This is a genomic window from uncultured Acetobacteroides sp. (assembly GCF_963667355.2).
Lineage (GTDB): Bacteria > Bacteroidota > Bacteroidia > Bacteroidales > ZOR0009 > Acetobacteroides.
Window position 1 is genome coordinate 371,192 of the sequence record NZ_OY763328.2, and the last position, 24,170, is coordinate 395,361.

The 24,170-nt window shown below is 45.1% G+C and carries 23 protein-coding genes; 8 read left to right on the top strand and 15 right to left on the bottom strand.

Features of this window, described 5'->3' with window-relative positions; genetic code table 11:
* Positions 1-6: 6 nt before the first annotated feature.
* Both ACHZA1_RS01545 and ACHZA1_RS01550 read right to left on the bottom strand, forming a co-directional pair.
* A complete protein-coding gene (locus ACHZA1_RS01545; protein ID WP_320053482.1) occupies positions 7-1,629 on the bottom strand; it encodes a CTP synthase in 1,623 nt (540 codons plus the stop codon).
* A gap of 17 nt (positions 1,630-1,646) precedes the next feature.
* Positions 1,647-3,578, bottom strand: a complete 1,932-nt coding sequence (locus ACHZA1_RS01550; protein WP_320053483.1) for a DUF349 domain-containing protein — start codon at positions 3,576-3,578, stop codon at positions 1,647-1,649.
* A 467-nt stretch (positions 3,579-4,045) separates the two neighbouring features.
* Between ACHZA1_RS01550 and trmD the strand changes: the two genes are divergently transcribed.
* The 3 genes from trmD (at position 4,046) to ACHZA1_RS01565 (ending at position 6,876) form a co-directional block, all read left to right on the top strand.
* Positions 4,046-4,723, top strand: coding sequence for a tRNA (guanosine(37)-N1)-methyltransferase TrmD (gene trmD, locus ACHZA1_RS01555; protein ID WP_320053484.1), 678 nt, complete (start codon positions 4,046-4,048; stop codon positions 4,721-4,723).
* Between the two features lie 106 nt (positions 4,724-4,829).
* The gene (locus ACHZA1_RS01560) at positions 4,830-5,783 is read left to right on the top strand and encodes an NADP-dependent oxidoreductase (protein WP_320053485.1); all 954 of its coding nucleotides are present in this window, start codon (positions 4,830-4,832) and stop codon (positions 5,781-5,783) included.
* 394 nt (positions 5,784-6,177) lie between these two features.
* Positions 6,178-6,876, top strand: a complete 699-nt coding sequence (locus tag ACHZA1_RS01565; RefSeq protein ID WP_320053486.1) for a head GIN domain-containing protein — start codon at positions 6,178-6,180, stop codon at positions 6,874-6,876.
* Positions 6,877-6,948: 72 nt separating this feature from the next.
* Here the strand turns inward: ACHZA1_RS01565 and ACHZA1_RS01570 are convergent, their stop codons facing one another.
* From ACHZA1_RS01570 to ACHZA1_RS01605, 8 genes are all read right to left on the bottom strand, one after another.
* Positions 6,949-7,311 carry a helix-turn-helix transcriptional regulator gene (locus ACHZA1_RS01570; protein ID WP_320053487.1) on the bottom strand — a complete coding sequence of 121 codons (363 nt, stop codon included), beginning with the start codon at positions 7,309-7,311 and terminating at the stop codon, positions 6,949-6,951.
* A gap of 343 nt (positions 7,312-7,654) precedes the next feature.
* Positions 7,655-8,206, bottom strand: a complete 552-nt coding sequence (locus ACHZA1_RS01575) for a 2-oxoacid:acceptor oxidoreductase family protein (protein WP_320053488.1) — start codon at positions 8,204-8,206, stop codon at positions 7,655-7,657.
* 29 nt (positions 8,207-8,235) lie between these two features.
* Complete coding sequence (locus ACHZA1_RS01580) at positions 8,236-9,006, bottom strand: thiamine pyrophosphate-dependent enzyme (protein WP_394701050.1); 771 nt, start codon at positions 9,004-9,006, stop codon at positions 8,236-8,238.
* A gap of 2 nt (positions 9,007-9,008) precedes the next feature.
* Positions 9,009-10,097 carry a 3-methyl-2-oxobutanoate dehydrogenase subunit VorB gene (locus ACHZA1_RS01585; protein WP_320053489.1) on the bottom strand — a complete coding sequence of 363 codons (1,089 nt, stop codon included), beginning with the start codon at positions 10,095-10,097 and terminating at the stop codon, positions 9,009-9,011.
* A 28-nt stretch (positions 10,098-10,125) separates the two neighbouring features.
* A complete protein-coding gene (locus tag ACHZA1_RS01590) occupies positions 10,126-10,356 on the bottom strand; it encodes a 4Fe-4S binding protein (protein WP_320053490.1) in 231 nt (76 codons plus the stop codon).
* A gap of 28 nt (positions 10,357-10,384) precedes the next feature.
* A complete protein-coding gene (locus tag ACHZA1_RS01595; RefSeq protein WP_394701086.1) occupies positions 10,385-11,728 on the bottom strand; it encodes an aminotransferase class I/II-fold pyridoxal phosphate-dependent enzyme in 1,344 nt (447 codons plus the stop codon).
* Positions 11,729-12,173: 445 nt separating this feature from the next.
* On the bottom strand, positions 12,174-12,842 hold the full coding sequence (locus tag ACHZA1_RS01600; protein WP_320053492.1) for a hypothetical protein: 669 nt from the start codon (positions 12,840-12,842) through the stop codon (positions 12,174-12,176).
* 189 nt (positions 12,843-13,031) lie between these two features.
* Complete coding sequence (locus ACHZA1_RS01605) at positions 13,032-14,444, bottom strand: inorganic phosphate transporter (RefSeq protein ID WP_320053493.1); 1,413 nt, start codon at positions 14,442-14,444, stop codon at positions 13,032-13,034.
* 236 nt (positions 14,445-14,680) lie between these two features.
* On the opposite strand from ACHZA1_RS01605, the gene ACHZA1_RS01610 reads away from it, so the two are divergent.
* Positions 14,681-15,016 (top strand): hypothetical protein, encoded by a 336-nt coding sequence (locus tag ACHZA1_RS01610; protein WP_320053494.1) that lies wholly within the window; start codon positions 14,681-14,683, stop codon positions 15,014-15,016.
* 83 nt (positions 15,017-15,099) lie between these two features.
* On the opposite strand, the gene ACHZA1_RS01615 is transcribed toward ACHZA1_RS01610, so the two are convergent.
* Both ACHZA1_RS01615 and ACHZA1_RS01620 read right to left on the bottom strand, forming a co-directional pair.
* A complete protein-coding gene (locus ACHZA1_RS01615) occupies positions 15,100-16,251 on the bottom strand; it encodes a serine hydrolase (protein WP_320053495.1) in 1,152 nt (383 codons plus the stop codon).
* Between the two features lie 103 nt (positions 16,252-16,354).
* On the bottom strand, positions 16,355-16,804 hold the full coding sequence (locus ACHZA1_RS01620) for a YhcH/YjgK/YiaL family protein (RefSeq protein WP_320053496.1): 450 nt from the start codon (positions 16,802-16,804) through the stop codon (positions 16,355-16,357).
* A gap of 91 nt (positions 16,805-16,895) precedes the next feature.
* Between ACHZA1_RS01620 and ACHZA1_RS01625 the strand changes: the two genes are divergently transcribed.
* A complete protein-coding gene (locus ACHZA1_RS01625; RefSeq protein ID WP_320053497.1) occupies positions 16,896-17,264 on the top strand; it encodes a DMT family protein in 369 nt (122 codons plus the stop codon).
* Positions 17,265-17,270: 6 nt separating this feature from the next.
* Here ACHZA1_RS01625 and ACHZA1_RS01630 read toward each other — a convergent pair whose 3' ends face one another.
* The gene (locus ACHZA1_RS01630) at positions 17,271-17,960 is read right to left on the bottom strand and encodes a TrkA family potassium uptake protein (protein WP_320053498.1); all 690 of its coding nucleotides are present in this window, start codon (positions 17,958-17,960) and stop codon (positions 17,271-17,273) included.
* 14 nt (positions 17,961-17,974) lie between these two features.
* Positions 17,975-19,801 (bottom strand): potassium transporter TrkG, encoded by a 1,827-nt coding sequence (locus ACHZA1_RS01635; RefSeq protein WP_320053499.1) that lies wholly within the window; start codon positions 19,799-19,801, stop codon positions 17,975-17,977.
* Between the two features lie 166 nt (positions 19,802-19,967).
* Here ACHZA1_RS01635 and ACHZA1_RS01640 point away from each other — a divergent pair, with 166 nt between their 5' ends.
* The 3 genes from ACHZA1_RS01640 to ACHZA1_RS01650 all read left to right on the top strand — a co-directional run bounded on the left by ACHZA1_RS01640 (position 19,968) and on the right by ACHZA1_RS01650 (position 22,374).
* Entirely contained in the window at positions 19,968-20,249 is a 282-nt protein-coding gene (locus ACHZA1_RS01640; RefSeq protein WP_320053500.1) for a hypothetical protein, read from the top strand.
* Positions 20,250-20,389: 140 nt separating this feature from the next.
* Entirely contained in the window at positions 20,390-21,553 is a 1,164-nt protein-coding gene (locus ACHZA1_RS01645) for a MalY/PatB family protein (protein WP_320053501.1), read from the top strand.
* Between the two features lie 452 nt (positions 21,554-22,005).
* On the top strand, positions 22,006-22,374 hold the full coding sequence (locus ACHZA1_RS01650) for a helix-turn-helix transcriptional regulator (protein ID WP_320053502.1): 369 nt from the start codon (positions 22,006-22,008) through the stop codon (positions 22,372-22,374).
* A 99-nt stretch (positions 22,375-22,473) separates the two neighbouring features.
* Here ACHZA1_RS01650 and ACHZA1_RS01655 read toward each other — a convergent pair whose 3' ends face one another.
* Positions 22,474-24,090, bottom strand: coding sequence for an ATP-binding cassette domain-containing protein (locus ACHZA1_RS01655; protein WP_320053503.1), 1,617 nt, complete (start codon positions 24,088-24,090; stop codon positions 22,474-22,476).
* Positions 24,091-24,170: the final 80 nt, after the last annotated feature.

Genomic DNA, 24,170 nt, shown 5'->3' on the forward strand with positions numbered 1-24,170 from the left:
TGTTCTTTATTTACACTTTTCAGTCTTATGCTTTAAGGCTGCCTTTACAAAGGCTACAAAAAGCGGATGTGGATTGGCTACCGTACTCTTATATTCTGGGTGGAATTGAACACCAACAAAATAAGGATGTTCTGGTATTTCAATCACCTCAACCAAGTTGGTTTCTGGATTAGTTCCAACAGACTTCATACCAGCAGCCTCAAACTGATCGATATATTGGTTGTTAAACTCGTATCGATGACGATGTCGTTCCGAAATTTCCTCAGACTTGTACGCCTTGTACGCCAACGAATCCTTGTTCAACAAGCAAGGGTATGCACCAAGTCGCATAGTACCGCCCTTATCGGTTACATCCTTCTGATCTTCCATCAAGTCGATTACAGGATATGGAGTAGAAACAACCATCTCTGTGGAATTTGCCTCTGCCATGTTAAGCACGTTACGAGCAAATTCAATAACAGCGCACTGCATTCCAAGGCAAATACCAAAGAATGGAACCTTATTCTCGCGAGCAAACTTTATGGCTGAAATCTTACCCTCAATACCACGATGTCCAAAACCTGGCGCAACTAGTATCCCATGAACATCGCCAAGCAAGCTAACTACATTATCATCTGCAATCTTTTCAGAATTAATCCACTTAATCTTCACCTTGCAAGAATTCGATGCACCACCATGAATAAATGCCTCAACAATCGATTTGTAGGCATCATGCAACTCGATATACTTACCCACAAGTGCGATAGACACCTCATGCTTAGGATGCTTAATACTATCAACCAGATTAATCCAGTCCGACAGTTCAACTTCATTATCCGAAGGCAGGTTTAGCTTACGAAGAACAGTAAGGTCTAACTTCTCTTTAAGCATTACAAGAGGAACCTCGTAAATAGTTGGAACATCAATCGATTCTATTACAGAATCCTTATCGACGTTACAGAAAAGAGCAACTTTTTTCTTCACCTCGGGAGAGAGCGATTTTTCTGTTCTTAGCACTAGAATATCAGGTTGAACTCCTGTTTCCAGAAGCATTTTTACAGAGTGCTGCGTTGGTTTTGTTTTAAGTTCGCCTGCTGCTGCAACATAAGGAACAAGCGTAAGGTGAATAACCAACGAATTGGTTGCTCCCAACTCCCAACGAAGTTGACGAACAGACTCTACATAAGGTAACGATTCAATATCACCGACAGTTCCACCTATTTCAGTAATTACCACATCGTACTTACCTTTCGATCCTAGAACTTTAATACGGCGTTTAATCTCGTCTGTAATATGGGGAATAATCTGCACGGTTTTCCCTAGATATTCTCCACGACGCTCCTTATTTATAACCGACTGATATATTCTTCCGGTTGTTACATTGTTTGCCTGAGAAGTTGGATTATTGGTAAAACGCTCGTAGTGTCCAAGATCAAGGTCTGTTTCTGCTCCATCTTCGGTTACATAGCATTCTCCGTGCTCGTAAGGATTCAATGTTCCTGGATCAACGTTAATGTATGGATCGAGCTTTTGAATGGTTACAGAATACCCCCGAGCCTGTAACAACCTAGCAAGCGATGCCGAGATAATTCCTTTTCCTAATGAGGATGTTACGCCTCCAGTTACAAAAATGTACTTAGTCTGTGCCATTATCGTTTTTTTTCAATCTATTCGGGTAGCTGAGAATCAATTAGGTTTATCTTCTCCTCAATAAGGGTAATCTCTTCCTTTGCCTTATTGATTTTGTTTTTAACGTCCTTAATCATCGTATCTGCATTCTTCGATTTAGCGAAGAAACCAATATTATTTTCCCACACGCTGATATCGGACTCCAGCTGGCGAATCTTACCGATGAGTTTATCTCGCTCGGCACGGAACTTTTTATCACCCCTACCAGTGTTTGACTCCACCCAACCTTTAAACTTTCCAATTTTACGTTCGGCATCGGTTCCCTTAATTTTCTGGAATTGAGCATCGATCACCTCGCGATATGTCGATTGAATACGCTCCTTATCTTTCATTGGAACAAAACCGATTTCTGCCCAACGACGCTGAAACTCCTTCAATGCTTCAAAGCTCCCCATCACATCTTCCGAAGATTCAAATGCCTTAATTTCCTCAATTAGGGCTTCTTTTGCAGTCAAATTCTCTTCGTAAAGTTTATCGATACCTGAGAAATGCTCAGACTTACGGTTAAAGAAAGAGTCGCATGCGGCACGGAAACGTTTCCACACTTCATCCGAATGCTTACGAGGCACAGGACCAACCTCTTTCCACTGCTTTTGAAGAGCAATTAACTCGTCTGTAGCCTTCTTCCAATCTGTTGATGCAGAGATTTCTTCAGCCTTAGCGCAAAGTTCCAATTTTGCTTGAAGGTTCACCTCAATTTGGCCCTTTAACTGCATGTAAAACTCACGTTTTTTTGCAAAAAAAGCATCGCAAGCCTCACGGAAACGCTGATATATCTTGGGATTCTCCTTCTTTGGCGCAAAACCTATAGTTTTCCAAACCTTTTGGAGCTCAATTAAATCTTTCGATCTCTTATTCCAATCTTTTGTAGATTTAGGATCATTCTCTAAGAGTTCTTCTGCCTTTTCGCAAAGTAGAGTCTTAGCATCAAGGTTCTTCTTTTGATCTTCCTTTTGCAGGTCGTAGTACTCCTGGTGCTTCTTATTTATTTTAGAGGTAGCCTCCTTAAATCTTTCCCAAAGCGTTTCCTTAAACTCTTTTACAACAGGACCAACCTCGCGCCACTGTTCGTGAAGTTTTTGCAACTTTTGGAAAGATAGAATTGCAGATGGTTCAAGAAGTAACTCTTCTGCCTTTTCGCAAAGAAGAATTTTGTTCTCGTAGTTCTTCTTGAGATCTAGATCGCGTAACTCGCGATTGATTTTTATATAATCGTAAAACTTTTCAACAAGGTAGTGGTAGTTATCCCAAAGATCTTTAACATGAGCCTGAGGAACCTGACCAATTTCCTTCCACCTGTTTTGAAGGCTTCTAAATTCTTGATAAGTATGATTGTGAGCTTCAGCTCCTTCAGAAAGAACTTTTAATTCCTCTAAAATCTGAAGTTTTTCCTTGTAGTTATTTTCTTTTTCGGCCTCTATCTCTTTACCCTTAAGATGCTTTGCATTCCTATAGGCCATTATGAGATCCTTAAGCGTTTGTTCTTCGGGGCACTCCGGTGCTTTAAATTCAGTTTCCTCTCCCCCTGCCTTTAAAAAATCAGCCTTTTTAGCCTCAACATCAACACGAAGTCGTTTGTAAAAAGCAATTTTAATAGCTTCGATTTCACGACGTGGGGACTCTGAGCTATTCGTTACGATAGCTTCGAGAGCAGCAACCAACTCTTGAAGAGAGTGACCTGAATAGTCCACCACTGGATGTGCAGCATCTTCAGTCTCTTCTTCTTCTCCAAGATCAATTTCTTCGGCAGCAAGCATAGCTTCCTCTTCCGAAAAATCAACAGCAGGACTAGTTTCGTTTCCTTCTTCTACTACTTCGATATTAGCAGCAGGGGTAGCATCCACAGTATCCTCAACGCTTTTGTTGAGCTGTTCCTCAGGAACTAGAGCATCATTTTTTTCAGATTCCATAACATTTAATTTGGAGTTTCCACAAATTGTCGCCAATTAATTATGGCACACATTCGAATACCAGAGTGCAAATATAGTATTTACCAATGCCAAACGAAATAATATTTTGCCTAATGCCATTGGGGGCCTAAGCGAAAACCGTTAATTTGACTTTAATAAAGTTTATAATACAACCTGAAAACTGCTTGTATTTTGGATCTATGATTCAATTCTGCAAATGACAGATAAGAAGCAATAAACATCCACGGCACTATCTCGCCATGAAATCTTAAATCAAACATTCAGGTATTCATTGCTGCCAAACCTGGCATAAGCAAAGGTCTCCTAATGCAACAATCAAAATTAAGCATGTTAAGCACTTAATTCAAGTGCTTGAACAGTATCCTACAATTAACATTCTTTCAGCGAATCACAACCATCCATTTTGCCTATACGCTACAGGAAATTAACTTTGCAAAAAGTTTACTATGAGAATTGACATTCTTACAATTCACCCCGAGCTTCTCGAAAGTCCGTTTAACCATTCCATTATAAAACGAGCCAAACAAAAAGGGCTTGTTGACATTGCTATTCATAACATCAGAGACTACAGCACTGACAAACACAAGAGCGTAGACGATTACGCATTTGGGGGCGATGCCGGCATGGTAATGATGTGTGATCCGATCTTCCGATGCATTGAAAAACTGAAATCGGAACGCCACTACGACGAGATCATATACGTTACCCCCGATGGAAAGACGCTTAAGCAGGGAATCTCGAATCGCCTGGCCACCTTCGAAAACATCATCATCCTTTGCGGACACTACAAAGGGGTCGACCATCGTATTCGCGAACATCTGGTAACGCTCGAAATTTCGATTGGCGACTACGTTCTTTCGGGTGGCGAGTTGGCTGCCGCCGTTATTGTAGATAGCATAGTGCGAATTGTGCCTGGCGCTATTTCCGATGAGACCTCGGCATTGACCGACTCGTTTCAGGATGGGCTGCTTGCTCCACCGGTTTACACCCGACCTGCTGTATACAATGGCTGGGAAGTGCCAGCGGTCCTACTTTCCGGAAACTTCAAGGAAATTAGCAAGTGGCAGGAAGAGCAAGCCATAATGCGAACCCAACAGCTCCGCCCCGACCTACTGGAAGATTAAATCTGCAACAACATAAAATTGATTGCTTCAGGCCGCTACTAATTTAAGCTAGCGGCCTTTTTTATTGCCAACATTTATGCAGCTAGCATGTTGTAAAATAAAAAAGATGAGAGCAATTCAATACGACGATTTTGGACCTTCGTCGGTTCTAAAACTCGTCGACCTAAAGCTACCAAAACCGGGAGAAGGCGAGGTTCTTGTTAAGGTAACCGCAGCAGGCGTAAACCCTGTCGACGTAAAAATAAGGGAAGGACTACTAGTCAGCCGTGTTCCCTGCATATTCCCCATTATACCAGGATGGGATTTTTCGGGCGAAGTTGTTGACCACGGCTTTGCCGCTCACCGCTTCGATATAGGTGAGAAGGTTATTGGCTACTGCCGCAGGCCAACCATACAGCATGGCACCTATGCAGATTACATAACTCTTCCTGAAGCCTATATTACCAAGGCTCCCCGAAACATTCCCCTAAAAAATGCGGCGGCGCTACCACTTGCAGGCCTAACCGCCTTCCAATCGCTATTTTCCCATGGCAAGTTGAAGAAACATGAGACGATCGTTATTTGGGGGGCATCGGGTGGTGTTGGCTCGTTTGCCATTCAGCTGGCAACAAAAAAGGAGGCTACGGTAATAGCCATCGCAAGCAAAAGGAATATAGAGTACACCAAAAAACTTGGAGCAAAATATGCCATCGACTACACCACTCAAAATGTAGAAGAAGAGGTAAAAAAGTTATCACCAGAAGGAGTCGACCTCGTATTCGACACCATTGGAGGAGAAACATTCAGACGAAGCTTCGACATCGTAAAGAGAAAGGGCAGGGTTATATCCATAATCGAAAATATTAAAGAAGCATCGCTTCTACCTAAACCCGAAATTGAGTACCACTACTGCTTTGTTGAGCCAAACTCTTCGAACCTAAACAGCTTACGCGAAATGGTGGAGAATGGCGAGCTTAAAATTCATGTAGACGCGGAGTACCCGCTCGAAGAGGCTGCAAAAGCGCAAGAAATGGTAGAAAAGGGGCACACAAGAGGGAAAATAATAATCACAATGGACTAAAAACGCCCGAAGGCACGACCATCTTCACAAGAACGATATCGACAAAGTGCTTCTTGGTCGAATGAAATATTGGGACTAATGGGTAGCTGCTATCATTGGTGGAGCAGTTATCCCTCTCCTCTTCGGATTGGTGGCCGATTATAGCCAAAGCATCGTTGCCGGATTCGCAGTTCCACTAGCCTGCCTAGCATACATTTTATTAACAGCACTTAGCACCAGCAAAAAGTCGGCATAATTCTTTTTTGCTATATTTGCAAAACCAATTAATACCCCAGATATCTTCGGATATCGATCTTGCAAGCCCAGATACCTTAGTCAGTATCTGGGCAACTTTTTTCTCCCATCGCGTAACTTTTCCTCCATTTTTGTTTACTTTTCGGAAAAGTCAACAACCATGAGAAGAGCCCTCCTCGTTCTTACCATTTTGACTCTTCCGATATACCTGTTTGCCTCGGAAGTCACCAGCAAGACTATTAAGTTACCCGCTTTCAACCGGATTGCCATTGTAGGCAGCTACAAGATCCGCATGGTCCAAACAAGCAATCCAGCCCTCACCATTAGCGGTCAAGCATCAATTGTAGAACGGATAAACGTATCCGTCCGCGACGGGTTGCTTATGGTAGAGATGCCCAAGCAGCGCGACCGCCGCATGCGCCTCAAAAGCGCCGAGATACCTACCCTTCACCTATCGTTTAGGAGCATCAACAACCTATTTATTGATGGAAGCGCAAATATAACCTCGCCACGCCCCCTAAAATTCGAAAACCTAGAACTGATGCTAAAAGGAGCGAGCAAGCTGGGCGTAGCGCTTGTGTGCAGCAACCTTACCATCGAAACCAGCGGCGCCGCCTACCTCAAGATAAAAGGGACATCTAGAACCTTTGTTCTGCGCATGAAGGGTTCGGGAATGTTCGACGGCTACAACTTGGTGACCGAAAAGGCCAAGGTGATAATCGAAGGAACGGGCAAGGCGCGGATTAACGCCCAGGAGAGGCTATCCGGCTCCATCAGCGTCTTTGGGACGCTCTTCTACAAGGGAAACCCCATTGTTGACGTCTCGAAAAACTTTGGGATTGTAAAGCAGATACCCTAGCTTCCAGAGAAGGGTTATCCCTCATAAGCCATAAAAGACGAAAGGCCTACTGTTGTAGGCCTTTCGTCTTTTTTACTTAGCGTTTTTCTCTCCAATATTTTCGAGAATCAGCTTTTCTATAGCCTGCATCTTCTCTACCGGAAGTCCCTGAACCAGCGCCACAAGCCCTACAGCGGCTTCTTTGCGACGGATTGACTGCAGCGCATGGTTGGCAATATCGTCTTCGCTGTCGCTTGGCGACCAGTCCAGCAAATCGTTGGGCGTACAGTTTAGCCTCAAGCAAATCCGCTCCAAATCGTACAGGTTAATGCTGGCCGTAGTACCATTAACCAGTCGGCTGGCCTTTCCCTGCGTGTATCCCAGCTTCCTAAGGTAAACACCCGGTCTTCCGATACCTTTCATCAGAAGAACCCTCGACACATCGAACTTTAGCATATGGCTTTGTTTTTTCGGGTAACAGAGGCCAATTTAACGAATAGCGCGATTATCACTCACTACTTTTCGAATTTTATTTCCAAAAAACGACAATTTCCACCGATTTTTTGTACCATTTTATCGTTTTATAAAAATCCACACCGCATTTTGGCGTACAGTATCGCTGTATAAAAAACTCCGACGTAGTTTGATACATATTTATCGCTGTATAGATATTTACTTCGTAGTTTGATACTCTTTTATCGCTGTATGAAAAACCACATCGAAACTTGGAACATTTACGTCCATCAACAAAAAAAGCGGCCCAAATGGACCGCTTTTACTCTATAAATAACCTTCGCTATTAAAGCACATTAACCGCCTTTACAGTTTCCATCCCCTTTTGGATAGCCTCCTCGTTCATTGGAATAAGGTGGTGGTGACGGGCAGGAAGCGACTTTTCGAGCCCCTTGCGCACGTTTTCCATCTTTACGATAGGCTTTAGGCTTAGGAATCCGCCAAGTACGATCATGTTAAACGCTTTAGCGTTGTTCATGCGAGCAGCTTCCTCGGCAGCCTCTATCCTGTAAATGTTGATATCCTTACGGGTAGGATGGTTTACGATTCCGTTAGGATCGTAAATAAGCACGCCACCGGGCTTTACCAACTCGGCAAACTTATCCATCGACTGCTGGTTAAGGATGATGGCCGTATCGTACTCGTGCACGATGGGCGAACTGATACGGTCGTCGCTTAGGATTACGGTAACGTTAGCAGTACCACCACGCATTTCGGGGCCGTACGAAGGCATCCAGGTTACCTCTTGGCCCTGCATGATGCCCGAGTAGGCGAGAATTTTTCCCATTGATAGAACGCCTTGTCCACCAAATCCTGCTATAATGATTTCTTCTTTCATTGCTTTAGAAATTTTGATGTTAGAATTGGCTATTCGTCTTTAAGATCGCCAAGCGGATAGAATGGGAACATGTTTTCCTCCATCCACTGGTTCGATTTTACTGGAGATAGCTTCCAACCCGAGTTGCAGGTACCTACCACCTCTACAAACGAGGTTCCCTTACGGGCAGCCGCATTCTCGAATGCCTTGCGAATTGCCTTCTTGGCCTTACGAACGGCAGCAGGAGTTTGAGCGCTCTGGCGGGTTACATACGATGTACCGGGCAGCTGAGCGATAAGCTCGGTGATGCGCAATGGGTGTCCGTTAAGCTCAACCGAACGTCCGTATGGGGTGGTTGCCGTTTTTTGGCCAATCAGGGTAGTTGGAGCCATTTGTCCTCCAGTCATACCGTAGATGGCGTTGTTAACGAAGATCACTACAATGTTCTCGCCACGGTTGCAGGCGTGCATGATTTCGGCAGTACCAATCGAAGCAAGGTCGCCATCACCTTGGTAGGTGAAGATGTGCTTCTCTGGGTTTAGGCGCTTTGCAGCGGTAGCCAATGCGGGAGCACGGCCGTGAGCGGCTTGCAACCAATCGATGTCGAGGTAGTTGTAGGCCAACACCGAACAACCTACTGGCGATACGCCAATGGTATCTTCCTGAATGCCCATTTCGTCAATAACCTCGGCAATCAGCTTATGAATAACGCCGTGGGTACAACCAGGACAGTAGTGCATTACATTATTGGTAAGCACTTTTGCTTTTTCGTAAACCAAGTTTTCTGGTTTAACGATATCTTGTACTAAAATTTCTGCCATCGCTATTTTCCTCCTAAGAAGTTAGTCTTAATTGCATCAACCACCTCGTTTGGCGAAGGGATCATACCGCCATACCTACCGTAGTGGTAAACAGGAACCTTTCCGTTTACGGCTAGTCGTACATCCTCAACCATTTGTCCAGCGCTCATTTCAACAGAAAGGAATCCCTTTACGTGCGAAAGGTGAGCCTGAATTTCCTTGGTAGGATAAGGGAACAGGGTGATTGGACGAAGAAGCCCAACCTTTAGCCCTTCGGCACGGCAAAGCTCAACCGCCTTCGACGATATACGGGCCGATGAACCGTAGGCAACGATGATGTAGTCAGCATCCTCACACATGATCTCCTCGCAGCGAACCTCTTTTTCGCGAATAGTATTGTACTTAGCCTGTAGCTTATGGTTGAACTGCTCCTGACGAGCAGACTCAAGCTCCAACGATGTTGCAATATGACGCTCACGATCGGCAGTCTTACCGGTGCAAGCCCATTCGCCATGCAACTTCAAGATATCCTCCTTAGACCAGCGTGGCTTGTAGTCATCAAGGTAAACCTTCTCCATCATCTGACCGATAACGCCGTCAGATAGGATCATGGCTGGAGTACGATACTTAAATGCAAGTTCGAAGGATAGATCAACGAAATCGTACATCTCCTGAACCGAAGCTGGTGCAAGAACGATCATGTGATAATCGCCGTGTCCACCACCCTTAACGGCTTGGAAGTAGTCCGACTGTGCTGGCTGAATGGTTCCAAGACCTGGGCCTCCACGAACAACGTTAACCACCAAGCAAGGAAGCTCGGCACCTGCCAAATATGTCAAACCTTCGCACATAAGGCTAACGCCTGGCGACGAAGATGAAGTCATTACCTTTTTCCCGGTAGCAGCACCACCGTAGAGCATATTGATGGATGACGTTTCGCTTTCGGCCTGCAAAACAACCATCCCGGTCTGTTCCCATGGCTTTCTCACCATTAGGGTTTCCATTACTTCGGACTGTGGGGTAATTGGATATCCAAAATAGCCATCGCAACCACAACGAATTGCAGCTTCTGCAACAGCCTCATTCCCCTTCATTAGCCTTAGCTCTTTCATATTCTTTTGCTATTCTAGTTAGGGTAAATTAGGCCTCAACTTTGGCCTTGTAAACCGTAATAACGCTGTCGGGACATACTAGTGCGCAGCTAGCACAACCGATGCAGCTCTCTGAATTTTCCATGTAAGCGTAGTTATAGCCTTTACCATTTACCTCTTGCGCTAGGCTGATAACTTTAGTTGGACAAGCAACAACGCAAAGAGAACATCCTTTGCATTTCTCAGTGTCGACAACTATTGCTCCTCGAATTTTTGCCATATGCAGTTATTTTGTTGGATTACACATTTTATAATGCGGCAGATTTGGCAACGGCCTTGTCTACCTTATGATTCTCGTTAAATTTTTTCAAGCGTTCATTCAGAACATCGAACTGGCTTCGGACAACCTGCGATACGCAAGCCCGAATTCCCTCGCGGTTGCTTCCGGTTGTACTTAGCGAAATAGCGCTTATGCCATAGTAAAGCAGCTCTTCTACGAGTTCTTCGCCTGTTAGATTTTGGTAGCCAACGGTAAAGTAGAATCCATCGGCAAGTATTTTATCCTCATCTCTGTCGTAAACGATATGAAAGCCGTTTTGCTCAAATACCTGCTTCAAGACTTTAGCCTTCTCGCCATACTCACGCGTATCCTTAACAAAGTTGTACTCCCCATCGTTCACAGCCTTTAGAAGCGCTGCAAATCCGTACTGAACCGAGTGGGCAACACCAGAAGAAAGACCGTAAATCGGACCAAAAATCATAGCCTTACCAAATTCGTCACTGGGAAAGTAGCGCTTTAGATCGGGGAAACGACGGCTAAAAAGCACATCGGATATTACCACGCAGCCAATGCGCTGCCCAGCATAACTGAATGCCTTCGACCCCGAGATAAGCATCAGGTAGTTGTCGGTATATTTGGCAACAGTTGGCTGATATGGTGGCACACCAGGCTTAGACTTATCCGTTCTAAAATCCATAGCGAAATAGGCTAAATCCTCAATTACTACTACATCGTATTGAGTTGCCAAGTCACCAATTATTTGTAGTTCCTTCTCGGTAAAACAAACCCAACTTGGATTATTCGGATTTGAGTAGATGATGCACGAAATGTTGCCCTGCTGCAAGTACTTTTCCAACTTCGATCGCAACTTCTCTCCACGATAGTTGTAAACATCAAACGTCTCGTACTTCATTCCAAGCATCTTTAGCTGGTTTTTCTGAACAGGAAAGCCTGGATCGATGAAAAGAACATTATCCTTAGCCTTATCGTACCTGCCAGCAACCATAAAAGCAGCCATTCCTCCTTGCATCGAACCAACAGTTGGAATGCATCCCTCTTCGCGAACATCTATGTCGAGGAAATTCTTCACAAATCGAGCAGCCTCTCTTTTTAAAGGAGCAATACCTTCAATATTTGGGTAAATCGATGTAACTCCATTCCTCAATGCCTCAATTTCTGCCTCAATAGCAATGGATGGTGTTGCTAATCCTGGCACCCCCATCTCCATCTTTACAAACTGGGAATTGGTTGCACTTTCAATTTGGTTTACCAATTTAACAAGTTCGCGTATAGAGGCTTTGCCTATACTTGCAATACCTGATTCGCGCTTCAACCGATCCACGGTTTCAATGTTTATAGGGGTTTGATGCATAACCACAAGATGATTGATTTTCAGTTTGACAATTTTACTGATTATTTTAATAAATAAAAACGATTTAATAGTTTTTTCTTGGCTTGACAAATAATTTATAAACATTTCAAGCATATATGATATCACATTGTAGGCAACAACAAATAAATCAATGACAAAATATAAGATTGCCACCCACCTGCGATTACACATTATTACAAATCATTGCCTGCAACTTACAATTACCAATCCACATCGCTCAAATCTTCAAATACTATTAGTACAAAAAGTCTGATAGAGGCAAAAAAAAACGACTTACAGGTTGTTAAACCTGAAGCCGTTTCCATATCATACGTAAAAAGAGAACTTCTAAGTAAATCGGTTTTATGCCGAATCTTTCAATCTTACTAAAGAACTCTTTCCCTTTTCAAATTTTCCGTGTGCGAATATAGTCAAATTCCTGCTTCTACTTCGCTTTATTGGCAGCAAAAGCAAGTATAACACCCAATACTACTCCAAGAATAGCAGCAAAAAGCACCTGAAAACTTGCAGGAAGCAAAAAGGTTATGGTATGTGCGGGTATCCAAAAAAGTGGTATCGTTTTTTTGAAAACAAAACCCCACATCATGCGCCAATCTACCTTTTGTAGTATTACAGCAACATCAATCTTTGAGAAAAGACCTTTTACAGTACCCCCTGTTTCTAAAATATGGGTGTCGGTTATTTTGTGAAGCGACATCATCACAGGAGCAAATATTAGGTTCATAAGGGATGAGGCTGTAAAGGACTGCAAGAACTTAAAACCAAACGAATCGCCAGCAGCACCTAGATAACCCAGTAAATTTACCGCTCCCGGCAGAAACAGCAAAAAGGAAACCTTAATGGCAATCCCTAAGAAGCCCCAAACGACAGCCCGGGGTAATAGACCAAAACCTTTATAGTCGTAAATCCCTTTCCGAATTCTCAAGCCCAAGGACTCGCCCAAAGTCGCCAAAATGGCAAACTTTATGAAGCTCATCACAAGTCCATGCTCAAGATTAAACTTACAGTAGATCTCATAAAGAGATTGAGAGAGAAAAAATGGCGCAAAAAGAGCCAAGACTACAAGGATAAATACAACATCATGACGTTTCATAGGTGATCATTTTATATGCTTAAGATTTAGATAAAAGGCTAGGTTGTTGCATTCTTTTTCGGCTTTTAAAAGTATTTCAAAGCCGTCTCTGACATTCTGCCTTACGCAGTTTCAACGCATAAAAACGCCGAAAAGGAGGCGATCAACAAATCACCCCCTTTTCGGCGTTTTTAAATATCTTATCAATTACTAATTTATAATTGAAAGGAATAGCCAATACAGCAATCCTGACACCAAAATGGTAATAGGCAGGGTTACCAACCAAGCAATTCCAATGTTCTTCAGAGTTTTTGTCTGAAGGTTCTTCAAACCTCCACTTGCAACCATCGAACCCGCAATCCCCGACGATAAAATATGCGTTGTACTAACAGGCAAACCGATAACCGACGATAGTGAAATAGTAGAAGCAGCAATAACTCCAGATGTTGCCCCTTGAGCATATGACATCTGCGTTTTCCCAATTTTCTCGCTAATGGTAACTACTATTCGCTTCCATCCTATCATAGTACCAAGACCTAATGAAATGGAAATTAAAAGAATTACCCATATAGGAACATATTCAGCATAGCTATCAATCCCTTTTAAATCACTTTTAAAACGCTTAATATCTCGTTTATTTACGCCAACAAAGGCATCGCTATTTTCTTCCTCTAAGGCTTTTAGTTTTTTTGCAGAATTAGTAAGGTCCACCCTAGCATCAGCAACTACATTATGAGGCAGTTCGCTAAACTTATCTACCTTAGATAAATCAGCAGCCAAAGCATTAAACTTTGCAACAGATATAGCTACGGTTTGCTTCTCTCCATAACTTAATTTGGTTGAATCTACCCTATTAAGAACAGACTCTACACGCTGGATGCTTTCAACCAAATCCCTAGGATCCTTATTATTATCAAGGGCAAAGTATGCTGGTGCAAGAGCTACAAGAATCATCATCATTAAGCCAACCCCCTTCTGCCCATCGTTAGACCCGTGCGAGAAACTTACGCAGGTAGAGGTAAATATCATTAAAGAGCGTATCCAAAAAGGAGGCGCTTTCTTCTCCTTAGGCTCCTTGAAAATCTTTTTCTTCTTTACCACCTTAAACAGAATGTACATCATCCCTAACGCTAGTACAAATCCCAAAACAGGGGTGATCAGCAAGGCTAATCCTATATCAATAATCTTTTGCCAGTTTAGAACAACAGAAGATTCGGGATGTAGCAGAGTGTAAGCCAACCCTGCGCCAAAAATAGCACCAATAAGCGTATGCGAACTCGAACAAGGAATACCGTAGTACCAAGTAAAGAAGTTCCAGGCTATAGCCGTAAGAATAATTGCCCAAATTAATGCCATTGCCTTGTATACGTTGTGGTCAGCAAGCATCTCTGCAGGTATAAGGTGCATAATACCCATTGCCACAGCAACTCCTCCTACGTACACGCCCAGAACATTCCACAATCCAGACCAAATTACAGCAGTCTTAGGCTTAAGCGAATTGGTGTAAATTACCGTCGCAACAGCATTTGCTGTATCGTGAAACCCGTTGATGAACTCAAAGGCAGCAGTTGCTATCACCAACAATACTAGCATGATAAAATGCACCGTATCTATTCCTAACATAAAAAAATGAGTGTTTATAAAGCGGAGCAAATTTTGCAAAGAATAATAACAATGCCAACTAATTACGTTTTTTTTTTAGTGTTGAAGAAAATCTGCTTTCGCAGGATTCATTTTGAAGAGTTCGAATTTCTTCGCTACATTTGTTTAACCCAAAAGATGAACCGTTTTACGTTACGCTCAACCATATTCTGATGCGTAAACTACAAAGGAACATCTAACCATAAAAATAGTTTATAATGAAGATTGTTAACAGGAACGCGCTAGCTGTAATTCCACAAAAGCCTTTCTGGGATTGGCTTTTATCAGTTGATGAGCAGTTTGATTTAGAAGAGATTGAAGAAAGTGGAGACTTTAACGTTTACCTGATTCCTGAATTCGAGAATGAAGATGAAATAGTTGAATATCTCGAAAAGAATTACGATCAGATCTTTAGAAATGAGCTGCTCGATTGGTATTCCGACGAAAGTTTATGGCCAACTGAAAGATCATGGGAGGTTTTCGAGGACTGGTTTACCATCGAAGCCCATTCGTTAGTTTACGACATGCCTAGCAGTCCATTACAAAAAATATAAAAAGTAAGGCTGACCCAAAAGGTCAGCCTTACTTTTTGCATATCGCTACTACAAAAGCAGCCACACCTCAATTTCTGATAAAACTAGACTTTAGAAGCTAACTCCTCGAATATGTAGGGCCACCAGCCTTTCACCCCCCAACTATTGCCCTGCCTCACAATAACAACATTATTCCGAGTAGAGACATAGACAAACTGCCCCAAAATCCCCATTGCATATATGTCGTTTGGACCTTCATCCTGCTTAACTCCCCACCAAAAATTCTTGTAATAGGTACGTTCTTGACTAAAGATTGAATACCAATCGTGCTTCATTTGGCGATATAAATCCCAGTACTCCAAATCGGTTCTTACGTCATCCGAACTCTTTAGGTTAGCACACCATTCGCTATTAAGCAGCTGCTTCCCATAAATCGTGCCGTCATTACCATAGAGTAAGCCAAACTTAGCCAAATCGTAAGGCGCAACTGCCATACCCCCATCCATCTTCAAATACCTCCCCTCTAAGCTATCCATGCAGAAAAGCGCATTTGAAGTAGGCTTTAGGTGCTGCCAAAAATTATGGTTGATATCTACCGACAAGTCGGAAATCCGGCTATCTACCATTCGGGTGAGCAGGTGCAAATGGATATCGTTGTAGTAAAAATAGCCATTACCCTCGCAGCAAGGCTTTATTGATCTTAAATCCTTTCGAATATCTGGAGATAGCCAAAACTTCGCCATATCGGTAAAAGGGCTTTTACCATGCCTATAACGTATACCCGACTCCATGTTCATCAAGCTCTGAAAAGTTCGATTTGCAACAAAGTCTGGCAAATGACTATGATACTTTCTCAACGCATCGGAAAAGGAAATAACTCCACCGCTTTCTAGTACAGACAAGTAACTTGCAAAGATACTTTTGGTAATTGAGTAGCACAGCATAGGTGTTCGCCCATTAATTCCATCAGCATAGTATTCGTAGGCAACTTTCCCATCCTTTAAAACTAAGAACGAAAGGGTATCTGTATGTCGAACTAACTCATCAAGAGTTTGCGCTAGATTATTATGAGCAATTGGAATTCTGCCAATCGAGGAATCTAGATTGGTATCCAAAGCAATATTCTCATCACCTTTTAAAACCTTAAAAGGGAAATAACGAAAATCGAAGACCGACTGCTTTGCTTTAGTAGCAAATGCAAACGCTAAGTATCGAAATAGGTAATGAGAATCGGGAACCCTACTGCTTAATTTCATTATTTGCCATTAAATAAAACACAAAACTAAAAAAGGAGATGACAATTGCCATCTCCTTTGAAAAAATAATTAGGTATTATACCCTACTTTTACACTAAACAAATCAACCTACCTTTATTTTAAATATGAGTTTCGTAACCTCTCCTTCGCAAATAAGGGGTGCGTGAGCATCCCAGGGCATAAAAAGCACAAACTCGTTTTGTTTTACGGAAACATAGGTTGTTGGCTGATCGTCGAAGAAGATAATATCTTTTTCGTGACTATACTCCCCTATTGGCTGCTGACATTCCTTTCGATCCTTCCATCCAAAAGTCTCGCCATCGCTAAGGCATAGCTGAAGATCGGCATATACATTATGCGCTTCTAGCTTAGCGTCCTTTGCGAGTTTTCCTTTAGAAACCGAAGGAATTACAAAGAGGTTCTCACCATCAATGAAGACCTTTTCGGATGGAAGATTATTTAAATCTACGGAGTTAATATAGTCTACAATCTTTTCTACAGCAGGAAGAAAAGCCGAATAGCATTGTAGCTGATTAATCGAATCAAGTATCATAGTGTGTGTTATTAAATTCTATTACGTCCGAAACGCAAAACTACTTTTGAGGCTAAACTACTATATTTGCCCCCCAAAAGAAAAGAACAAGATGAAAGTTTTACTCACCATATCGCTGTTGGTTCTTTCAAACATCTTTATGACTTTTGCCTGGTACGGGCATCTCAAATTCAAAGAATACAGCTGGTTTCACGCACTTCCACTTTTTGCTGTAGTCCTTATAAGCTGGGGAATCGCTCTTTTTGAGTACTTCTTCCAAGTTCCAGCCAACCGTATCGGCTTCAACCAAAATGGGGGACCATTTTCGCTAGTCGAGCTAAAGGTGCTTCAGGAAGTTATCACCCTAGTGGTTTTCATGAGCTTCAGCCTACTGGTTTTCAAAACCGAGACCTTAAAAATGAACCACCTTATTGGATTTGGCTTCCTGATTCTAGCCGTGTTCTTTATCTTTAAGAAATAGCCGTTCCTAGGAAAAGAACTGCGAGAAATCCTTCAGGTTTTTCGATTCGCCAAACAGGTAAAGGATATCATCCTTCTCAATGATGGTACCCAGCCCAATTGGGTGAATAACCTTCTCGACAACCGACTTCGATCCCAAGAAGTTGATCACATGCTCTTTTCGAATAATCGTCACCAGTTTAAGGTTGAACTTATCGCCAAGGAGCAGCTCGCCCACCGCTTGTCCGACTACTACAGGAGGTGCTGCCATGGAGATTATGCGGAAGCCTTCGGCAACAGGAAACGAGTCTTGAAGCCCCTTTACATCCAGGCGAAGCGCAAAGTCTTCTGCCGAATCTTTCTCCGGCGTTACCACCTCGTCTACCCCAATAGCCTCAAGCACGGTGGTATGCAGGGTGGAGATTGCACGACCGATTAGCTTATTCACCTTTAGCTGCTTTAGCTCTGCCGAAACAAGAATTGAAGCGCCAACATTTTCGCCAATTGCCACCACAACCGCATCGGCATCATTAAGTGGGAGCACCTTAAGTAGGTGCACCTCGTTTATATCCATACAAATGGTGCTGGTAATCTTCGATTTTAACTCCTCGACTCTATGGCTATTCGAGTCGATACCGATTACCTCGTGCCCCATAGACGTAAGGCGCTCGGCAAGCACCGAGCCGTAGTTTCCTAGTCCTATAATGATATATTTCATAACACGAATAATTTCTAGTTGACAAATATGCTAGTTTTCGGATAGCGGTAATTCAGTTCCGCGGAATGCTTAACAAATCCCGATAAAAACGTAAGCGCTCCTACCCTACCAATAAACATGGTGGAGATTAGAACGATTTTACTGCCATCGTCGAGCGTTGGGGTAATATTCAACGACAGCCCCACGGTACTTAGCGCCGAGATACACTCGAATACGATAGCCATCATATCTATTTTAGGCTCAAAAAGCTTTATCAGCGAGCTGGACAACCCAATCATAAAAACGGAGAGGAGAATGGCAGAGAAAGCCCTCAGCAGCGTGCTGTTGGTAATCTCGCGCCCCCCGATTTCGAGACGTTCACGCCCCCTCATAGTATTCCAAACATTAAGTACAGCAATTGCAAACGTCGTTGTTTTGATACCACCACCGGTAGATACGGGCGATGCACCAACCCACATCAGGAACATGGTGAGCAAAATGGTTTGAGGTAGAATTTGCCCCATGTTTACCGAATTAAACCCAGCAGTTCTTGGCGTTACCGATCCCAAAAACGACTCGGCCAGCACGCCGTACCAGGGCAGCCCCTTCAGCGTGTTGTTATACTCGAAAATTGCAAAGAATACCGTGCCAACCACCAGCAAGATGAGCGTGGTATACACCACCAGCTTCGTATGCAAGTTGATAATCTTGGGCAGATGGTGGTAGCGATGCTGCAGCCCAAACAGCTGCCGAACCTTGTTTCGCACCACATGCTTTACCAGCTGCATGTAGTTAAACAGAATGGGATAGCCAATACCTCCAAAGATAATCAGCAACGAGATGTAGGTATGCAGGCTATAGTTATAGCGTACACGCGCATCGTACAGGCTATCGCCAAAGAACGAAAAGCCCGCATTGCAGAACGCCGATATGGAGTGGAAAATTGCGTAGTACACCTCGCTCACATCCCCTATTGTATCCTTAACCGAGAAGTATATAAAGACTGCACCTATTGCCTCGATGATGAAGGTTACCAGTACAATCTTCATCAGCGTACGGAATATCTCGCCTAGGTTTTCCTCGCTAATAAAGTCGCCCATGTTGATCTGGTTCTTAAACGAGAGCTTATTCACCAAAAAGATACCGAAGAAAGAGGTTAGCGTCATCACGCCAATACCGCCGATCTGAATAAGCATGATAATGAAGAACTGGCCAAGGGTAGTAAAGGCAGTTCCGGTATCGACAGCAACCAAGCCGGTAACGCACACCGCGCTTGTTGATGTAAACAGCGCATCTACGAAGGTGATGCCATGCGTTGTAGAGTTGGGGAGCATCAGCAGCCCCGCCCCCACGAAGATGATAAAGAAAAAGCTGAAGGCAAATATGAGCGAGGTGTTGATCTCCTTCTTCAAAAAGCCGAAGGTGGAGCGGGATAGCTCCATAACCGACAGCACAAGCAGAAACACGTAGGTGAATACTTGACTCTTAAACACAGCAAGCAAGGGTGCCTTTGTTCGGATATACTCGTCGGGCTTAATGTAGGCGATCAGCAAGAGAAAAAAAATCACCGCAAAAAAGCCCCACACATAGTAGTGCCGCGTCTCTCTCGCTTCGCGGAATTCCTGCTTAAACGAACGAAAAAGGAAGCTAACAAAAAAGATTAGCAGCGCAACAAAGTAGAACCTGCTGGCCTCAGCATAAAATTCGTCGCTAAGGTCGAAGCCCACCTCGTATACGATAAGCGCTATGCTAAAAATACTGGTCAGAGCTAGTACGGTAGAAACGAGCTTATCCACATTTTTTTTAAGCCTGGCAAGCAGCTCTATCCGCCTCCAAAACGCAGTCTTGAAACGTCTTTTCATTTACTCTATAATGATTCGCGGCATATCCACAACAGGCGACAAAAATAGCATAACTAACCACGCCTTCGATAATTTTCATTTATAAACTTCAAAAAACTCAAAAGGCTTAAAATTTGTATTAAAAAGATGCTAAATTTGCGCCATAATCAACAAATACCTACATAGTATGGCAAGCGTAAGAAGACTAAAAAAGGACATCGACTACCTAGTGAGCGAAGTTGTTGCAGACTGTTATACGTTCTCCTACTTCCATCCAGCAAAGCAAGCAGAAGCGATCAATATCATCAACGAGGCCATTGAGCTTCGCCAGGAGATGATCAGCCGCGCTAACACGCCTGATGGAAAAGACAACAAGAAGCTCGTGAGAGCCTACTACAAGGCCATCTGGAAGGAACTTCTTGAGAAGGTTGACGGCATGTTCGGCAAGATTAGCCAGCTAAACAAGTAATATCGACTTTTCGTAACTCCAAATAAAAAGGGGGGAGCAGCTGCTCCCCCTTTTTTGTTACTTTGCGCTGCTCGGCATGCGACGGAGCCGCTCGGAATCGCACACCGCAAGCAGCAACCCTCATATCAAACTAAAAGACCATGACCTACAACTTCGACGAGGTGGTGGACCGCACCAACACCTCCTGCATCAAGTGGGATGCCCGCCAGGGCGTCTTCGGCAACCCCGAGGTACTCCCGCTATGGGTGGCCGATATGGACTTCCGCTCGCCCCAATTCGTGATCGACGCCATCGCCCAGCGCCTTACGCACCCCGTGCTGGGGTACACCCTTCGCCCCGACTCCTACTTCGAGGCCATCATCGGCTGGGTGAAGCGCCGCAACGGCTGGAGCATCGAGCGCGACTGGATTGCCCACTGCCCCGGCGTGGTGCCCGGCCTCAACGTGGCCGTGCTGGCCTACACCAACCCCGGCGACCGAATCGTCATCCAAACGCCCGTGTACCCGCCCTTCTTCGATGCCGTAAACCACAACGGCCGCACGCTGGTGGAAAACCCGCTTACGGTGGCCGACGGACGCTTCGTGATCGACTTCGATGATCTCGACCAGAAGCTCGCGGGCGCAAAGGCCATCATCCTTAGCAACCCGCACAACCCCGTGGGCCGCGTGTTCGACGAGGAGGAGTTGCGCCGCATCGGCGAGCTGTGCCTGAAGCATGGCGTTACCATCATCAGCGACGAAATCCACTCCGACATCATCCTTCCCCCACATAGGCACCTGCACATCGCCAACCTCGACGAGCGCTTTGCCGCGGCCAGCGTCACCTTTATGGCGCCCAGCAAGACCTTTAACCTGGCGGGGCTATCGACGGCCTACGCGGTAATCCCCAACGCCGAGCGACGAGCCCGCTACCTCCACGTGCTGGAGCAGCAGCTGCACCTCGGCATGGGCAACATCGCCGGCATCGTGGGGCTCGAGGCGGCCTACCGCCACGGCGACGAGTGGCTCGACCAGCTCGTTACCTACATCAAGGGCAATGCCGACCTGCTGGAGGAGCTGCTTAAAGCAATGCTGCCCAAGGTTACGCTCTACAAGCCCGAGGGAACCTACCTGGCTTGGATGGACTTTAGCGCATACGGTCTTGACGATGATGCGCTCGACCGCAAACTGATCCACGAGGCCCAAGTTGGCCTCAACAGCGGCAGCACGTTTGGCACCAACGGCCGCGGCTTCCGCCGCATCAACCTGGCCTGTCCCCGCGCCTACGTAAAGGAGGCGGTGGAGCGGATGGCTCGGGTGCTATAAGCCAGCTGCCGTAGCCTACTCGTACACCCCGTAGCTCTTCGGAAGGGCTACTGATACCAATTCGTACTCCGATTAGTCCTTCCGAACAACTACGAATACCAAAACGGTTTCCGGTTAGCTCTTCCGTACATCTACAAATACCCAAATGGGTTCCAGTTAGCTCTTCCTTACATATACAAATACTCAAACGGGTTCCGACTAATTCTTCTGTACATCTACAAAGACTCAAATGGGTTCCAGTTAGTTCTTCTGTACATCTACAAATATCAAAGTGGATTCCGATCAGCTCCTTTGTACAGCTACGGATATCGAAACAAGCACAGAATTGGCCATCCCTAGGGGTGGCTTTTCAATTTTTCGGAGGGGAATCGCCATTTTTCTGGGGGCAAACGGTCCATCGAAATGAAGAATGCCATAAATTAGCGGAAGTAACCCCAAAAAATCTAAACGACATGCTAAAAATGAACATCTCGCGCGTGCTTGCCCTTAAAGGAATCGACAATGCCTACGTCTACCTAAAGAAGCAGGGCTACAAGCACAACAAGGCATACCACCTGTCGCGAAGCCTAACCCAAAAGGTAGACGTAGACGACCTTGAGGAGATATGCCTAGGGCTAAACTGTACCCCAAACGACCTGTTCGAGTGGACGCCATCGAAGCCCGAAAACGACATCGAGGGGCATGCTCTACAGTCCATCCGCCGCAAGGATGCCGCCGTGGGGCTGGTGAAGCTGGTGCAGGGGCTGCCCGTGGAACAGATGGACGAGATTGAAAGGATGATACTGGAGAAGATAAAGAAGTCAAAGCCTACAAACACGTAGAGATGCGTTTGAAACGCATCTGATAAATTGGGGATCAATTGAGACGCGTTTGAAACGCGTCTCTACAAAAAATCCCGCTCGGTGGCGGGATTTTTTATGCTATTGATACATGCTATCGCGGAGTTCCTTAATCTTATCGCTGGTGATGTAGTCGTCGTAGTCCATCTGCTTATCGATAATGCCGGTTGGCGTAAGCTCGATGATACGGTTACACACGGTTTCGATGAACTCGTGGTCGTGCGAGGACATCAGCACGTTACCCTTAAAGTTGGTAAGGGTGTTGTTGAAGGCCTGAATCGACTCTAGGTCGAGGTGGTTGGTGGGATTGTCCAAGATCATCACGTTGGCGTTGCGGAGCATCATGCGCGAGATCATGCAGCGCATCTTCTCGCCTCCCGAAAGCACGCTCGACTTCTTGTAGATCTCCTCGCCCGAGAAGAGCATCTTGCCGAGGTAGCCGCGGAGGAAGCTCTCGCTGGTATCCGACGAATACTGGCCCAGCCACTCCACCAGGTTCATCTCGTTCTGGAAGAAATCGCCGTTCTCCAAGGGCAGGTATGCGGTGGTGATAGTGATACCCCAGTCGAACGAGCCGGAATCGGGCTGCATGTGGCCGTTGAGGATCTCGAAGAGGGCGGTCATGGCCAACGGATTCTTCGATAGGAAGACGATCTTCTCGTCCTTCTCTACGGTAAAGCTAACGTCCTTGAGCAGCACGGTACCATCCTCAGCCACCTTGTTGAGGTCCTTAACCTCGAGGATGCTGTTGCCGGTTTCGCGCTCGGGGGTAAAGATGATACCGGGGTAGCGGCGGGTTGAGGGCTGAATCTCCTCCACGTTGAGCTTCTCGAGCATCTTCTTACGGCTGGTGGTTTGCTTACTCTTGGCCACGTTGGCGCTAAAGCGCTGGATGAACTCCTGCAGCTCCTTCTTGCGCTCTTCGGCCTTCTTATTTTGGTTGGCCTGCTGGCGGAGGGCCAGCTGGCTGCTCTCGTACCAGAAGCTATAGTTACCGGGGAATAGCTTAACCTTGCCAAAGTCGATATCTACGATGTGCGTACACACCGAGTCGAGGAAGTGGCGGTCGTGCGATACCACCAAAAGGGTATTGTCGAAGTTGGAGAGGTAGTTTTCGAGCCACATTACGGTTTCGAGGTCGAGGTCGTTGGTAGGCTCATCGAGCAGCAGGTTGTCGGGCTTGCCGAATAGGGCCTGCGCCAGCAGCACCTTCACCTTTTCCTTACCGTTGAGCTCCTTCATGAGCTTGTAGTGGCTATCCTCCTTAATGCCTAGGCCGCTTAGGAGCATGGCCGCATCGCTTTCGGAGTTCCATCCGTCCATCTCGCCGAACTTCTCCTCAAGCTCCGAGGCGCGGATGCCATCCTCTTCCGAGAAATCGGGCTTTGCGTAAAGCGCATCCTTCTCCTGCATGATGCCCCAGAGAACGGTATGGCCCATCAGCACCGCATCCAGCACGCGAAACTCGTCGAATTCGAAGTGGTCCTGCTTAAGCACTGACATACGCTCGCCCGGCCCTTGCTCTATTTTTCCACGGGTGGAGTCCTGCGTACCACTAAGCATCTTTAAAAATGTAGACTTTCCGGCACCGTTTGCGCCAATAATACCGTAGCAATTGCCGGGGGTAAACTTCAAATTCACATCTTGAAAAAGAACGCGCTTCCCGAACTGAATCGCCAGATTTGAGACTGTAATCATTCGATTATCCTAAGTTTTAATCAATGCCTATAACTAGGCAAAAGTGCCGCAAAACTAGTACTATTATCGTTAATATGCTA

What these genes read in the sequence shown, in the direction of transcription:
- ACHZA1_RS01645 (WP_320053501.1), top strand. Translation starts at nt 20,390, where the DNA reads ATGACCTACAACTTCGACGAGGTGGTGGACCGCACCAACACCTCCTGC.
- ACHZA1_RS01565 (WP_320053486.1), top strand. Translation starts at nt 6,178, where the DNA reads ATGAGAAGAGCCCTCCTCGTTCTTACCATTTTGACTCTTCCGATATAC.
- ACHZA1_RS01580 (WP_394701050.1), bottom strand. Translation starts at nt 9,006, where the DNA reads ATGGCAGAAATTTTAGTACAAGATATCGTTAAACCAGAAAACTTGGTT.
- ACHZA1_RS01625 (WP_320053497.1), top strand. Translation starts at nt 16,896, where the DNA reads ATGAAAGTTTTACTCACCATATCGCTGTTGGTTCTTTCAAACATCTTT.
- ACHZA1_RS01545 (WP_320053482.1), bottom strand. Translation starts at nt 1,629, where the DNA reads ATGGCACAGACTAAGTACATTTTTGTAACTGGAGGCGTAACATCCTCA.
- trmD (WP_320053484.1), top strand. Translation starts at nt 4,046, where the DNA reads ATGAGAATTGACATTCTTACAATTCACCCCGAGCTTCTCGAAAGTCCG.
- ACHZA1_RS01600 (WP_320053492.1), bottom strand. Translation starts at nt 12,842, where the DNA reads ATGAAACGTCATGATGTTGTATTTATCCTTGTAGTCTTGGCTCTTTTT.
- ACHZA1_RS01575 (WP_320053488.1), bottom strand. Translation starts at nt 8,206, where the DNA reads ATGAAAGAAGAAATCATTATAGCAGGATTTGGTGGACAAGGCGTTCTA.
- ACHZA1_RS01550 (WP_320053483.1), bottom strand. Translation starts at nt 3,578, where the DNA reads ATGGAATCTGAAAAAAATGATGCTCTAGTTCCTGAGGAACAGCTCAAC.
- ACHZA1_RS01595 (WP_394701086.1), bottom strand. Translation starts at nt 11,728, where the DNA reads ATGCATCAAACCCCTATAAACATTGAAACCGTGGATCGGTTGAAGCGC.
- ACHZA1_RS01610 (WP_320053494.1), top strand. Translation starts at nt 14,681, where the DNA reads ATGAAGATTGTTAACAGGAACGCGCTAGCTGTAATTCCACAAAAGCCT.
- ACHZA1_RS01620 (WP_320053496.1), bottom strand. Translation starts at nt 16,804, where the DNA reads ATGATACTTGATTCGATTAATCAGCTACAATGCTATTCGGCTTTTCTT.
- ACHZA1_RS01585 (WP_320053489.1), bottom strand. Translation starts at nt 10,097, where the DNA reads ATGAAAGAGCTAAGGCTAATGAAGGGGAATGAGGCTGTTGCAGAAGCT.
- ACHZA1_RS01570 (WP_320053487.1), bottom strand. Translation starts at nt 7,311, where the DNA reads ATGCTAAAGTTCGATGTGTCGAGGGTTCTTCTGATGAAAGGTATCGGA.
- ACHZA1_RS01630 (WP_320053498.1), bottom strand. Translation starts at nt 17,960, where the DNA reads ATGAAATATATCATTATAGGACTAGGAAACTACGGCTCGGTGCTTGCC.
- ACHZA1_RS01650 (WP_320053502.1), top strand. Translation starts at nt 22,006, where the DNA reads ATGCTAAAAATGAACATCTCGCGCGTGCTTGCCCTTAAAGGAATCGAC.
- ACHZA1_RS01640 (WP_320053500.1), top strand. Translation starts at nt 19,968, where the DNA reads ATGGCAAGCGTAAGAAGACTAAAAAAGGACATCGACTACCTAGTGAGC.
- ACHZA1_RS01635 (WP_320053499.1), bottom strand. Translation starts at nt 19,801, where the DNA reads ATGAAAAGACGTTTCAAGACTGCGTTTTGGAGGCGGATAGAGCTGCTT.
- ACHZA1_RS01560 (WP_320053485.1), top strand. Translation starts at nt 4,830, where the DNA reads ATGAGAGCAATTCAATACGACGATTTTGGACCTTCGTCGGTTCTAAAA.
- ACHZA1_RS01615 (WP_320053495.1), bottom strand. Translation starts at nt 16,251, where the DNA reads ATGAAATTAAGCAGTAGGGTTCCCGATTCTCATTACCTATTTCGATAC.
- ACHZA1_RS01655 (WP_320053503.1), bottom strand. Translation starts at nt 24,090, where the DNA reads ATGATTACAGTCTCAAATCTGGCGATTCAGTTCGGGAAGCGCGTTCTT.
- ACHZA1_RS01605 (WP_320053493.1), bottom strand. Translation starts at nt 14,444, where the DNA reads ATGTTAGGAATAGATACGGTGCATTTTATCATGCTAGTATTGTTGGTG.
- ACHZA1_RS01590 (WP_320053490.1), bottom strand. Translation starts at nt 10,356, where the DNA reads ATGGCAAAAATTCGAGGAGCAATAGTTGTCGACACTGAGAAATGCAAA.